A 13,125-nucleotide genomic window follows, 5' to 3' on the forward strand; every position below is an offset into this window, starting at 1 on the left:
TATGGCTATACAAGACGAAATGTATAAGGCAATTGAGAAGGAAATTGATCAGACAGTCGAATCTGGTACTGAGAAAGTTTCTGTGAACTTTGAAAAAGCAAAAGAGGTTGCCAAAATGCTGACTGATCTATCAACTAGTGCTGGAGATGCAGAGGCATTAACCAATCAGTATATTGCCAATATTAAAAATATATGTAACTCATAATACGTAAAATTATGATTATCAAAAATATTACTATCGAAAATTTCCAATCTTACCATGAAAGTCAGACTATGGATTTTTCTAATGGTTTGAATCTTATTATAGGTAATGGTGGAAAAGGAAAATCCAAATTATTTAATGCCTTTTATTGGGTGTTATTCGGTAAGATATATATCACTGGGATTGGTTGGTGTACAACTGACAGTCTGCCACAATCTGCAAAATTTGCAATGCAGCGTTATGAGTTTATCAATAAAAGAGCTTTATTTAAAGCACAAGTAAATGATGAAATTACTGCATCTGTACAGATAGAGATTGAAGATGATAGAGGTGTAAATTATATAATAGAACGTTCTGTCAGTGCATTTAGGCTTGACGAAAATGAGTGGGATTCTGATAATGCATGGCAAGTAAGACCTAATATGTTGAAAGTATCTTTTGATTCCAACACAGGGACAAAGGTACTTAACGATATGATGGCTGAGGATAAAATTAACGAATTATTCCCTGATGGTATAAGAAACTACATTTGGTTTCAGGGTGAATCACTTGATAGCCTTATTAATTTTAGAAATAAAGAGACATTAAAAGCAGCCGTAAAACATATTTCTTATTTTCCTTACTATGAGAAACTTTCAGAAATAATCAGCAGGTCCAAATTGAAGATTACTGGAATTGAAAGTCGCAAATTGAAAGAAGTAAACAAGCATAATTCAAGTGTTAAAGGTTTATTGTCTGCTATTGATACTTTGAACTACAAGATTGCTAAAGAAGAAGAAAATAAAAAGCAACTTGAGACTAATATTGAAATTATCAAAATAGCTTTAGCTGATGGTGAGACAAAAATCTCAGGATTAGCGAGCTATTCAATGTTGGTAAAGAAATATAAGGATTGCGAAAATGAAATAAACAAATTCTTGACAGAAACGACTCGTGTAGATGAGTTTCAGAGAGAAAAACTTCCATCTTTGTGGATTCTTCGTGGAATAGAACCGATGATTCAACAATGTAAAGACATTATTGAGAAGCATAAAGAGGAAGAATACACTGTACCCGAAAAGAAATATTTAGATAATCCTAGTCGCTCTAAGTTAGAAGAAATACTTAAGGATAAAAAATGCTTTGTGTGTGGTACTGAATTTACGGAAGAAGATGCTCCATATCATTATATAACAGAAAGATTAAGATTACAAGAAGAGTATTTAAAGGAGATGGAAGAATATACTAGCAATATGCAACTGTCTAAGCAGTTTAATATGTTTGTTGGTAAGATTCAGGATTATCCGGATTCCTTACTAATATCTTTATCAAAAATAGACAAACAGTGGAAAGACAGTGAAGATGAACTGGAAAAATTTATGGCTCAGCGAAGAAGAAAGCAGGAAGAGAAACGTAAGTTAGATGAGCAAATAGAAGAGATAAAAAAGAAGCATGGAGTAGATCCTGTAACCCAAGCAGAAACAGCAGGAATTATCAATTCTACGATACGAGCAAGTAGAAGTAACTTGGAGACTCAACAGAGGAAATTGGAAGCTTCCAAGCAGACTCTTAATAATTATCGAAGTGAACTGCGTGCTGCAGAACGAGAGCTAGAAAAATTAGGTATAAAAGATGCGACTGTTGCAAAAGTTCCAGAGACTGAATGGAAGCATATTTCAACATTCCTTGAAGATATATGTAAGAGGGTTCAGGAAAGTGCTAGAAAAGATTTGCTTCATAAAATTGAAGAAAGGGCAAACATCTTTTATGCTAAATTTACAGAACATGATAATGGTTATAAAGGTAATGTAAGGATTGGTGAGGATTACTCTATTGAGTTTGATGCTGGTCTTAATACTAGCCATGAAGATAGAAAAAAGATGAGCATAATAAATGCATTATTGTCTTTGAATCAAGAGGCAATGGGTATCTATTATCCATTTATAAGTGATGCTCCAACATCAAGTTTTGACTTAGAAACTACTCATAAATACTTACTTGGTATCAAGGATATATTTGGACAGTCTATAATACTGACTAAAGATGTAGATTTAGAAAGTGATAAATATCTTGATTTGCAAAGTCAAAATAATGTGTCAAGAATTTACAATTTAGAGAGTAAAATATATAGCGGAGGTTCTGATCGAGGTCAACATGAGGTTTCAACGCAAATAACAATCTTAAAATAAGGCTTATATGGAAAATATATTTGAAATTAAATTTTCATTTGAGCAAAATGTCAAGGATAATGTAATCCTTAAATTCTCTAATAAACAAGGTGGTGCTTACAATGTATTTTCATATCATTGGCAATGTTTTGTTTGGGCGGCTGTTGTTGGCTTTATACACAATGAACGTAGGCCTCTGCAATCACCTATTGCAGATAGACCATTTAGTTTGAATACAATGTGTAATGGCGGTGGCGAAAAAGATGCTGAAGCTTTATTGTGTATGTGTATCGCTAAGGTTGGTTCTCTTGACATTATGAAAGAGCCAACAAAAGCAATAGACTTGATAAATGAGTATGCTAATGGAGGTTTTTATTACATAATGAAAATGATGCAAGACCAACCAATAACAAATGATTTGGAGTGGGTTAAACAAGAAATTTTTATGAGGTAATTCATATGAAGAATAAATATACTATAATTGAGGCTGCAAAAAAAGTTCTATCTGTAACTAATAGCTTTATGTCTGTTACTGAAATTTATACACAAATTTTAGAGCACTCATTGTATGTTTTTCATGCACAGGATCCTATATCGGTTTTGAGAGGGGAACTAAGAAGTCATTCTATCGGTATAGATTTTCCTACAGCTTCTTCTAAAAAATATTTTCTTTATGATGAATCTCAGAGACGCTTTCGTTTGTTAGGAGATGAAAAGCAGACTGTTAAAAAGAATGGAAAAGAGCAAATATCATTGCGAACTGTACGAGAAATGCACCGTGAATATGTTGAAGTTTTTCGGTTGAAAATATTGAATCAACTAAAAGGTTTAAATCCATATGAATTTGAAAAATTTTGTATGAATCTTTTAGATGCATATGGTTTTATTGATTTATCTGTCACTCAGAAAAGTAGGGATGGGGGTATTGACGGGTTCGGAAAATTAAAGATAGGTTTAGCGTATATGAAAGTAGCATTTCAATGTAAAAGATGGAATACTGGAGTTGTTGCAAGAAAAGAAATAGATGCTTTTAGAGGAGCAATTCAAGGGGAATATGAACAAGGTATCTTTTTCACGACATCCTCTTTTACGAAAGAAGCAATGAACTATTCTATCAAGCAAGGTGCAGTTCCCGTGATTCTTATAGATGGAAATATGATTGTTGATTTTATGATTGAAAAGCAATTTGGAATCGAACATGAAAATTTACCTATTTACATAAACGCATTAGATCAAATTTTATCGTAAAATTAATTGATAATAAATATGAGTTCTAATATTAATGTTATAGAAGGAAATCCTACAAAAAAATTTTTCATAGAAATGATTACAAGAGACATTTCTATTGAAGATGCTATTATTGATTTATTGGATAATTCCATAGACGGGGCTACTCAGTTCCATCAAAAAGATTTGAGTGGTTTTTCTATTGATATTGAAATAAATGAGAATAAACTATCAATAGTTGATAATTGTGGTGGTTTCTCTCTTGAAAGAGCTCAAAAATATGCCTTTAGATTTGGAAGACCTGAGGATTCACCAACAATTAAAAATTCCGTAGGTAGATTTGGCATAGGCATGAAAAGAGCTCTATTTAAAATGGGAAAGAGTTTTTCTGTAGAATCACAAAAAAATGAAGAACATTTTTGTGTAAATGTCAATGTGGATGAATGGTGTAAAAAGACAAAACGAGTATCAACATTAGATGGTGATGATATTGAGATTGACGACTGGACATTTGAATCTGAAATTATAAATGGTTTAAATGATGAAGATGGAACAACTATTATAATTACAGATTTGAAAGAAGATGTTAAAGCCTTATTTGGGAATGATGATTTTTTAAATACCCTTGATACTAGTATCGCTAAAATGTTATGTTTTAGTCTTATAAAAGGCTTGAAAATAACACTGAATAATAAGCGGCTGTGTGCTAACAATCCTGAATTGTTTATATCAGAACATAATCGTCCATATTTTATTGAAGGAGACATAGATGATGTACATTATAAAATAGTTGCCGGTTTAGGAAAAGTCGGTGACCCTAAGCTTTCTGGATGGTATGTATTCTGTAATAATAGATTGGTTTTAGAAAGTGATCAAACAAGTCTTACTGGATGGGGAGTTAATTCTATCTCTAAATGGCATATTGATTATGCAATGTTTCGTGGTTTTATTTTTCTTAGTAGCCAAGAAACAGATAAATTACCCTTAACAACAACCAAAAAAGGTCTGGATGCATCTTCTAATATATATCGCAAGATACTCCCGCATATGCGAAACTGTATGATTAAAATAACATCTTTTTTAAGGTCTATTACAGGTTTGAAGGAAGAAGCGAATGATTTTAGAAAGTTGATAGGTGACACTTCTGATGTGATGAATATTGAGAATATTCGTGATTATGAATCTAGTGATATGGGAGAAAAGTCTTTTATTGCCCCAGAATTGGATTTGCAAAAAATTGCGCAGAAAAAAGATACTGTTAGAGTTGCATATGATGTAAATAAAAAAGCTGCTGATGATGCAAAAAGTAATGCAGATGTTTCGAGTTATAAAGAATTAGGGAAAACGACGTTTAACTATTATGTTAAAATGGAGGGGCTTGGTTATGAGTAAGAGTGCTATTACAATTAATTATGAGACTCGTCCATACAAATTTGTTGAGCGAAGAATGCTTCTTGCATCGCTTTTGCGTATTCTCGGTGGCATTAAAACTGTTGAAAATTACCAATATATTGGTTTCGGAGGATGTTCTTTTACGGATTTTAAATTATTTCATCGTGAACTGCAGATAAATCGAATGATAAGTATAGAGAATGGTGATTATTCCGATGAAAAACTAGAACTTAATAAACCTTTTCAGTGTATAAAAATATTAAAAGGGAATTCGAATATTGTTTTGCCAAAGATAGATCTTACTATTCCATCATTAATTTGGCTAGATTATGATGGGGTATTACAAAATTATATGTTTGAAGACTTAGAGACTATTTTTCATACAGTACCTGTAGGAAGTATTTTTATATTATCTTGTAATCGTGAACTTAAAAAATGTAATTATCAAGAATTAGAGTATATAGTTCAAAGCAAGGAAGATAGAAATAGCCCAATGTCACCAAACGAATTAAAAAGCGTCTTTGGCGATTTAGTTCCGTTTGACATCGAACAAGATGCTTGTGTTCCTGAAAAGTCTAACTATACAATAAAAAGAATGCTCGATAAAAAAATCAAAAACACATTGTTTAATAGGAAATTAAGCAAGGATGAGGATGTTAAATTTCAATTGCTATATAATGTGATATATCAAGAGAATAGAGGTGCAAAGATGTATACCTATGGAGGTATAGTTAATGATGGGAGTATTGATCTTGATCTCATAAGCTTTGATAATTTTGATTTTATGGTTAAAAATGAAGATGATCCAGCTTATAAAATAAACGTTCCAATATTAACTCACAGAGAAGTTTTAGCATTAAACCAAATTATGTTTGACGAAAACAAAGAAAGGGATTTTATTAATGCTCAAATAATATCAAAAAATGATTTAGGTGAATATAAAAAAATCTATAAATATTGTCCTTTTTTTTATGATGTGAGATTTTAATTGAATTATGTTATGCCACAAATAATACAATTCATATTATACAACCTCCCTGATGAAAATGGGAAGGTACAGGTAATTATTAAAGATGAAACCCTTTGGTGTACCCAAAAGGCGATGGCTCAGCTTTTCGGTGTGGATAGGGCAGTCATTTCCAAACATCTCAAAAATATTTTCGAGTCATCTGAGTTGCAGCAAGATTCAGTATGTGCAAAATTTGCACATACTGCTGAAGATGGCAAAATATATAACACGCAATTTTACGACCTTGATGCTGTCATCTCGGTTGGTTATCGGGTAAATTCTTTACAAGCCACCCGTTTTCGTCAATGGGCTACCAAGATTCTTAATGAGTATATCAAGAAAGGATTTGTACTTAACGATGATCGCTTAAAGCAAGGAACTGCAGTATTCGGGAAAGACTATTTCCGTGAATTGCTTGAAAGGGTACGCTCTATCCGTGCCAGTGAACGGCGTATATGGCAGCAGATTACCGACATATATGCAGAATGCAGTATTGACTATGACAAGAACTCGCCTACGACACACGATTTCTATGCTATGACAGAACCGTTTTCATTATGCCATTACAGGGCAAACGGCTGCTGAAATCATCTATACTAAGGCAGACCATGCCCAAGAACACATGGGGCTGACCACATGGAAGAATGCACCTGACGGGCGTATCTTGAAATCGGATGTGTCAATAGCCAAAAACTATTTGCAGGAAAATGAAATTCGTCGGCTGGAACGTGCCGTAACAGGATATTTCGATTATATTGAGGATCTTATTGAGCGTGAGAATACGTTTAATATGGAGCAGTTTGCAGCCAGTGTCAATGAGTTCTTGACCTTCCGCAAATATCAAATATTGCCGGATAAAGGACGCATTTCTGCGGCACAAGCCAAGGCAAAGGCTGAAAGTGAATATGATATTTTCAACAAAAATCAGCGGATTGATTCTGATTTTGATAAACAAATAAGAAAAATGTTAGAATAAGGAGAGGAAAAATCCCTCTCCTTACCCCTTAGATCAAGTATCAGACATTCAAATCTTTCATTGCCAATCCATAGTTCTCTTGTCCGAACAGGTCTTTATGGATGAGTTTCAACCCAAGCGTCTGATAATGCTTGTAGTCATCACCTTCGGCACAGAGGTATCTGTAACCGTAGCGTGGCATGTACTCCTTGAAGAAGCGAGCCAAGTCTTTCAGGCTTTCGGCTTGGTTCTTTTTGAAGTTACTGCGCACAATGATGATAGACCAGTCTGGAAAGTTGCCTCTTCCACAACTATACTCCCAGAAGCGGATGTAGCAGTCCAAATCACGTTCACTGATGTTCACACAAAAGCCATTGGCATTTTGCATCACGCTACAACTGTTTCTGTAGCCAAACTTCTCACACAAGTAGAGATTGAAATCAAGAATTAAATCGTTTTGTTCCATAAATAATTGAATTTAAAATGTTTAATAAGGCACTATAAAATATTTTGTGTAAATGGAAAATACGGGATTCAGTATGGGTTCCGTATTTTTTATTTAATAGCTTTGCAAAATGAAGAAAATTATGAAAGAGAAGAATCATGTAGTGCCTGATGAGGTATTAAGTAAGGAGTTCCTTAGCCAGTTCAAGACAGAAGCTGACGTAAGTAAGTTTCTGAAGCAGTTACACGCACAGGTATTGGAGAAAATGCTTGAGGGTGAGATGGATGCGCATCTGGGTTATGGGAAGAATTCGGTTTCCGGTCATAACAGCGGTAATTCCCGTAACGGCAGCTACCCCAAGAAAATCCAAACCGAACACGGCGAGGCTGTCATACCTATTCCCCGTGACCGTAACGGTCAATTCGAGCCCATAGTTGTTCCCAAACATGAGAGTCGTGGGCTTTCTATAGAAAAACTTGTTATCTCCCTATATGCCAAAGGAATGAGCGTGTCCGACATTGAAGAGGAGATGCGTGAGATCTATGAGATAGAACTGTCCACATCAGCCATTTCCATCATTACGAACAAAGTCAACCAGGCTGCTCAGAATGGCAGAACCGCCCTTTGGATCCGGTCTATCTCATAGTTTGGATGGACGGTATCGTATTCAAGGTCCGTGACAACGGAAAAATCATCAACAAGACAGTTTATCTTTGTGTCGGCCTGAGACAGAACGGCTTGAAAGAAGTCCTTGGCATGTGGGTGGGAAAGTCGGAAAGTTCTTCATTCTGGATGGGTGTCCTGACAGATTTGAAGGCCCGCGGAGTGCAGGACATACTGATTACCTGCACTGACAACCTGAACGGGTTTACCGACACCATACGTGCCGTATTTCCTCAGTCTTCCACGCAAATATGTGTCGTACATCAGATCAGGAACTCCTGTAAATATGTCGTTTACAAGGACAAGAAAGAGTTTACGGCCGATATGAGGAACATCTATAACGCGCCCAACAAGGAGGCCGCTGCCGTAGAACTGGATAATTTGGAAAAGAAATGGGGAGGGAAGTACCCTTATGCCGTCCTCTCATGGAGGAATAACTGGGATGACCTGACTGTTTTCTTCCAGTTCCCATTGGAAATCAGGAAAATAATCTACACGACAAACCTCATTGAAAATCTGAATGGAAAAATCAGAAAGTACACTAAATCAAAACTTTCATTCCCCTCGGATGATGCTGTGAAGAAAATAGTATACCTGTCTTTGATGGAGATTGAGAAGAAGTGGACGATGCCGATTACTAACTGGGGATTGATTATGAACCAATTTATGCTTATTTTTGAAAACAGAATCCAGATGTAAGAGAACTTATAACTGAATCCCGTATTTTCCATTTACACAAAATTATGGACACTGCCGTTAATAAAAAAATGGATTATAAATGAAAGCCTCGCTTGCGCTTAGCCTTTTTCTTTTTCATCAGGCGATTGAACTCAGCTTCTTCTGCGGCAGTGGCATCGTATGATGAACTACCGTTCAACAGACCAAGACTGATACTTGAACCATTGTCGGAATGGGAAACGCTTTGCTGCACCTTTTCATCATTGTGCGTGAACCCTTGTTTTGGGTACTCAAATGAGGATGCGCAAGCATTCTGCTCCAATCGGTTGTCGATGTTCAAGTAGCTGAACTTCCGGCTGACTTTTGAGCCGGAGAAAGAAAAGCCGTTGTACTCAAACTTGACACCCTGTATTTCTCTTGTAGTCCGGCTGACTTTGAATTTCATATCAATGTCACGGTCGGCAAGAGCATCTTTCAGTTCATCCCAATTTTGAGCTTGGGGCAGCTCCTCTTTCAACGCTTTGTATATCTCGTGTTTTGCCCGGTCGTATGGGCGCAAGCGTTCCTCCTTGATATGGTCTTTGCCGTTGGCAAAATGTAATCGGTATTTTGCCGTCAACATCTTACACGCCTTTTCATTTCTACGGAAGTCGTTCTTGTCGCTAATCGTTTTACCATCATTGTTCACCCGATTGAAAACGATGTGACAATGTGGATGTTCACGGTTGATATGCCGGGCAATGATGTATTGTGTGCCTTCGATGCCCATCAGTTTCATATAGTCGTGGGCGATTTGCAACATCAACGCATCATCAGACTTCAGGCGTTCGCCATCTTCAGCCGAGAAGTTGAGTGAAGTGTGTCCGACAATATTCTTTACCTTGTCATTGAGCAACGCTTGTAATTCAAATTGATCCACCATCTGTTCGGGTGAGCCATCTACTCCGACGGCTTCCAATAGTTTGGATTTTTCTTCTTTCAGAACATAGCGGACACAGCCGCCAAACGATGTTCCTTTGGTCTGCTTACCTATCATCTTTCAGTTGCTTTATAAGTTGGTTAATATGCAGAGCCATCTTCTCGCATCTTTCGGCAACGGCAAAGAATCCGTAGGTGTTTGCCTGCTTCGCCAACTGGTTGAGGTTGGTACTTTCACCTATCAACTGACGGATGGTGTGGATATGTTCTTTCGTGATTCGCTCACGTACCGAACCGTTCTCAATGAGCGAACGGATGACAGCGCTTTGGGTCTGTTTGCTCCGTCTGCAAAGCGCACCGAGCCATGCGAATTGGTCGTATGACAAACGGAGTGTTATCGTATATTTCTTTTCCATTTTGAATTGCTTTTAGTGAATAATTTGTGGCCATCGGGAGCCTCCTCCTCAGACTTTTTGAGGAGCAAGTGGTCGGGAAATGTAATACACCGACATTAACTTGCTACAGTAAAAAAGTCTCGATTTCTCTCCCTTTGCTCAAAGTCTGAATCCTCGTTTCTTTGGCGGTGAAACTTTTGGTTGAGGGATGCCTTGTTGTACGCTGACGAGTTTCAAATCGAATGTTTCTATCAGTGCTTTCAAGTTCGGATTCTTCTTAATCATCTGCTGGAGTATGGCTTCATTGGGGCGTACCTTCAGCATATAATCAGCTATGTCGTATCCCTCTTTTCGTTCGTTTTCGGTTGCTTTGGCTTCCAGATAATCGAACAGTTGCACATCAATTCCATAGCTTTTCATCAACCCTATTTTGCTTTGCCAATAATCGGTCGCTCCTAAATCGGGGAATAACACAACGCTTCTTCGAACGGACAGACTGTTGGCATTGAAACAACCGTTCTTTCCACCCGATGCAATCCATAGGAATTGGGGTAGATAGTAGGATGCAATGATTGCCGTTTTCTCGCTTTCGACCAATGCGACAGGACGGCTTTTGTCATCAGGAAGCAGATGCTCTCCGAAGAAACATTGCTTCAAATTATAGCCATCCTTGTGAAGCAGGGAGTGTACCCACGTGACATGATTGTACGGCTCTTTTATCCGCTTGCCAGTTTCAGGATTGTAAAGCATTATCTTACCTGTACGAACTCTGTTCTGATAATCCATTTACCAAAATACGGTTGCACCGTTCCAATGCTTGGAAGTGCCTACTTTGTATTTCTTTATCAGTTTCAATGTCTCCGCTTCTCCGAATTGAGCCGATAAGAATTGAAACAGTTTGTTGTCAGAATAGCGTTGTAACGACTGATTGACTATATCCAAATCAATGTAGGAAGTGGCTTTCGGCTCGACTTCTTTAATAGATGTATAGCTCTGAAAGTTATCCTCGGACAACTTTTCCGTCTCGAATAGATTCTGTTCAAAGTAATCACGGGGTGTGAAGTGATACCCACATTTCTGCTCGTGGTCGCAACGCCCCACGTAATTAGGGAACTGAATTCATTTATCCGTATCAATGTACTTGGAAAAACATCTTTTGCGGTGGTAGTTCGGGCAAGTATGCCGGGTGCTGACACCTTTGTAGGGTTCTAATATGAATCTATGTGTACTCATTGTTTTCTTGTTTTGTGTGTCACTTTTGTCGTTATTGTCGTTTTCGCTTGGAAAGTGTCAAAACCGACAAAAATGTCACGGGTTAATCTTTGAATATTCTCCATGCTTCTCTTTGCGGAACAATGTCCCGATGTTGTCATTGAGAAAGCGTTGAAATGTCCGCTCCTTCATTCCGTTTCGCTCTGCTAACTGTATAGCTTGAGCTGTCGTAAAGGACGGAGGCAGCAGATTGACTATCGCCTGTTGCTGGCTGTTGAGGGCATTTTCACTCAGAATATTTTGTACGCTCAATGCGGACTCCTTGAAATACTCCGTCAGTTTAATGGCGCTCTCCACAGTCAATAGGTCAATACAAACCTTGTCGCACTCTCCGCAAGTCCATCGTGCCAGTTGGATAATCAGGCAGAAGCGGATGATGTATATCTCCAATTTGCAATAGATACTCACAATGGTGTCGTTCGTTTCCCGGTCGCACAGCTCTGAGAAATGGTGCTGCCACTCGTAAAGCCGTTTCTTGGCATCCTCTGAAAAGAAAAGGATTTGCGGTTCAATCTCCCCATGTTTATTGAGGTGGCACTCTGATTGTATCAGTCTGTCAATAATGGCATTCCATTCTTGCTCTATATCTTCTGGCAGTTCTTTGTCATTCCACCGTGCTTTCTGTTGCAGATTGGGCATCACAAACAGGATGCGGTCGATAAACCCGTTACTGGAACGTTCACCTTTAGCCAGCTCGTTCAAGATTTTCTTTTGGATAGTACCAATGACCGATATGTACGGACGCTTGATGAAGATGGAACTCTTGGTGCTCTTGCGGTCGGACATGGTGGTCTTGGCACTGAACACTGAGAGCCAGAACTGTTCTTCCGAACCGTTGTTATAGCGGTTGAAGTTCTTGAACCACGCGGATAACTCGTCAGCCCACAAGCATAGTCCACGTTTATTTTGCGCATGAATGAGGCTTAACCCTTCGGGCGTTACGTCCGACACCAAGAAGCGTTTGCGGATAGGTTCTTGTGGAAATTGCTCTTCACCGCTTTCCGCACGTTCCTTGCGGCTCATGCTCATCAGCTCATCGTACTTGGCAAGAGCCTTTTCAAATTCCTGATTCTGTTGGTAGTCATAATCAAGGAATGGCTTCATGGCAAAACTGAGCGGATGGCTTTTGTTCACTCCCGGTCTTCCGATCAATGCCAGATATAGGATGGGGCTTTCCATCCAACCTTGCTTGATTTGGGCAAGGTGTGTGTTGCCTATGCCGACTGCTATTGCCGTGAGTATGGCAGCGGCAATGTAGTCGGTAGGGTAGTTATGGCACTCATGTACCTCACGGATGATGCGTTGGATTTTTGCTGGGAATATACAGACGGGAAATGCCGTGCCAGACAATCTTGTGCTTAAATCAATAACTTCATCAATGATGGATGCGGATTAATAGAATAAGTATCCATAGCCCAATCCATTAAAATTGCACTGATGATTTGGGCTTATGGCGGACACCGCTTTGCATATTGGCAAGCATCTCTTCGTAGGTTTGCTTGGAAGTTTTTCTCCGTCCTTTCTCAATCCAAGCAAGAAGCTCGTCCTCATAGAAATAGAGTTTTTTACCTTTCTTGTAAGCCGGAAGTAGCCCTTTGCGTACCAATGTATATATGGTAGGCTTGGCTTTTCGGATGATACGGCAAGCATCCTCAATTTCCACCAACACATGTTTGTCGGATGGCTGTGGCTGGAGTTCAGCTACCATCTTTTTCAACTCGATGACCTGCTCGGTCAGATAACCTACCGCTTCGGGCAGGTTATCAAATGTTACTGTTTCTTTTTGCATACGCCAATCGTTTTTAATTGTTCGACGGCAAAG

The 13,125-nt window shown here is 38.2% G+C and carries 10 protein-coding genes and 4 pseudogenes; 8 read left to right on the forward strand and 6 right to left on the reverse strand.

Annotated elements, in window-relative coordinates:
- Position 1: 1 nt before the first annotated feature.
- From Q0110_RS09500 to Q0110_RS09530, 7 genes and pseudogenes are all read left to right on the forward strand, one after another.
- Positions 2 to 205, forward strand: a complete 204-nt coding sequence (locus Q0110_RS09500) for a hypothetical protein (RefSeq protein WP_297905911.1) — start codon at positions 2 to 4, stop codon at positions 203 to 205.
- 11 nt (positions 206 to 216) lie between these two features.
- Positions 217 to 2,370 (forward strand): DNA sulfur modification protein DndD, encoded by a 2,154-nt coding sequence (locus tag Q0110_RS09505; protein WP_297905912.1) that lies wholly within the window; start codon positions 217 to 219, stop codon positions 2,368 to 2,370.
- Between the two features lie 7 nt (positions 2,371 to 2,377).
- Positions 2,378 to 2,803: a hypothetical protein gene (locus Q0110_RS09510; protein WP_297905913.1), complete on the forward strand. Its 426-nt coding sequence runs from the start codon at positions 2,378 to 2,380 to the stop codon at positions 2,801 to 2,803.
- Between the two features lie 5 nt (positions 2,804 to 2,808).
- On the forward strand, positions 2,809 to 3,597 hold the full coding sequence (locus Q0110_RS09515; RefSeq protein WP_297905914.1) for a restriction endonuclease: 789 nt from the start codon (positions 2,809 to 2,811) through the stop codon (positions 3,595 to 3,597).
- 18 nt (positions 3,598 to 3,615) lie between these two features.
- Complete coding sequence (locus Q0110_RS09520) at positions 3,616 to 4,968, forward strand: ATP-binding protein (RefSeq protein WP_297905915.1); 1,353 nt, start codon at positions 3,616 to 3,618, stop codon at positions 4,966 to 4,968.
- Positions 4,961 to 5,956, forward strand: a complete 996-nt coding sequence (locus Q0110_RS09525; protein WP_297905916.1) for an O-methyltransferase — start codon at positions 4,961 to 4,963, stop codon at positions 5,954 to 5,956. The genes Q0110_RS09520 and Q0110_RS09525 overlap by 8 nt, the downstream gene beginning before the upstream one ends.
- 12 nt (positions 5,957 to 5,968) lie before the next feature.
- Positions 5,969 to 6,953 (forward strand): annotated as a pseudogene (locus tag Q0110_RS09530) (virulence RhuM family protein).
- 40 nt (positions 6,954 to 6,993) lie between these two features.
- On the opposite strand, the gene Q0110_RS09535 reads toward Q0110_RS09530, so the two are convergent.
- Positions 6,994 to 7,398 carry a hypothetical protein gene (locus tag Q0110_RS09535; protein WP_297905917.1) on the reverse strand — a complete coding sequence of 135 codons (405 nt, stop codon included), beginning with the start codon at positions 7,396 to 7,398 and terminating at the stop codon, positions 6,994 to 6,996.
- A 109-nt stretch (positions 7,399 to 7,507) separates the two neighbouring features.
- Between Q0110_RS09535 and Q0110_RS09540 the strand changes: the two are divergent.
- A pseudogene (locus Q0110_RS09540) lies at positions 7,508 to 8,739 on the forward strand (IS256 family transposase).
- Between the two features lie 73 nt (positions 8,740 to 8,812).
- On the opposite strand, the gene Q0110_RS09545 reads toward Q0110_RS09540, so the two are convergent.
- The 5 genes and pseudogenes from Q0110_RS09545 to Q0110_RS09565 form a co-directional block, all read right to left on the reverse strand.
- On the reverse strand, positions 8,813 to 9,754 hold the full coding sequence (locus tag Q0110_RS09545) for a relaxase/mobilization nuclease domain-containing protein (RefSeq protein ID WP_297905918.1): 942 nt from the start codon (positions 9,752 to 9,754) through the stop codon (positions 8,813 to 8,815).
- Complete coding sequence (locus Q0110_RS09550; protein WP_297905919.1) at positions 9,744 to 10,052, reverse strand: MobC family plasmid mobilization relaxosome protein; 309 nt, start codon at positions 10,050 to 10,052, stop codon at positions 9,744 to 9,746. Before Q0110_RS09550 ends, Q0110_RS09545 begins: the two co-directional genes overlap by 11 nt.
- A gap of 138 nt (positions 10,053 to 10,190) precedes the next feature.
- Positions 10,191 to 11,264 (reverse strand): annotated as a pseudogene (locus tag Q0110_RS09555) (DUF6371 domain-containing protein).
- Positions 11,265 to 11,339: 75 nt separating this feature from the next.
- Positions 11,340 to 12,715, reverse strand: a pseudogene (locus Q0110_RS09560) (DUF3987 domain-containing protein).
- An 11-nt stretch (positions 12,716 to 12,726) separates the two neighbouring features.
- A complete protein-coding gene (locus Q0110_RS09565) occupies positions 12,727 to 13,092 on the reverse strand; it encodes a helix-turn-helix domain-containing protein (RefSeq protein ID WP_297905921.1) in 366 nt (121 codons plus the stop codon).
- Between the last annotated feature and the right edge of the window lie 33 nt (positions 13,093 to 13,125).

Origin of the sequence: uncultured Parabacteroides sp., assembly GCF_947855115.1 — a bacterium.
In the GTDB taxonomy this organism is placed as follows: domain Bacteria; phylum Bacteroidota; class Bacteroidia; order Bacteroidales; family Tannerellaceae; genus Parabacteroides.

What these genes read in the sequence shown, in the direction of transcription:
- Q0110_RS09500 (WP_297905911.1), top strand. Translation starts at nt 2, where the DNA reads ATGGCTATACAAGACGAAATGTATAAGGCAATTGAGAAGGAAATTGAT.
- Q0110_RS09545 (WP_297905918.1), bottom strand. Translation starts at nt 9,754, where the DNA reads ATGATAGGTAAGCAGACCAAAGGAACATCGTTTGGCGGCTGTGTCCGC.
- Q0110_RS09510 (WP_297905913.1), top strand. Translation starts at nt 2,378, where the DNA reads ATGGAAAATATATTTGAAATTAAATTTTCATTTGAGCAAAATGTCAAG.
- Q0110_RS09535 (WP_297905917.1), bottom strand. Translation starts at nt 7,398, where the DNA reads ATGGAACAAAACGATTTAATTCTTGATTTCAATCTCTACTTGTGTGAG.
- Q0110_RS09505 (WP_297905912.1), top strand. Translation starts at nt 217, where the DNA reads ATGATTATCAAAAATATTACTATCGAAAATTTCCAATCTTACCATGAA.
- Q0110_RS09515 (WP_297905914.1), top strand. Translation starts at nt 2,809, where the DNA reads ATGAAGAATAAATATACTATAATTGAGGCTGCAAAAAAAGTTCTATCT.
- Q0110_RS09565 (WP_297905921.1), bottom strand. Translation starts at nt 13,092, where the DNA reads ATGCAAAAAGAAACAGTAACATTTGATAACCTGCCCGAAGCGGTAGGT.
- Q0110_RS09525 (WP_297905916.1), top strand. Translation starts at nt 4,961, where the DNA reads ATGAGTAAGAGTGCTATTACAATTAATTATGAGACTCGTCCATACAAA.
- Q0110_RS09520 (WP_297905915.1), top strand. Translation starts at nt 3,616, where the DNA reads ATGAGTTCTAATATTAATGTTATAGAAGGAAATCCTACAAAAAAATTT.
- Q0110_RS09550 (WP_297905919.1), bottom strand. Translation starts at nt 10,052, where the DNA reads ATGGAAAAGAAATATACGATAACACTCCGTTTGTCATACGACCAATTC.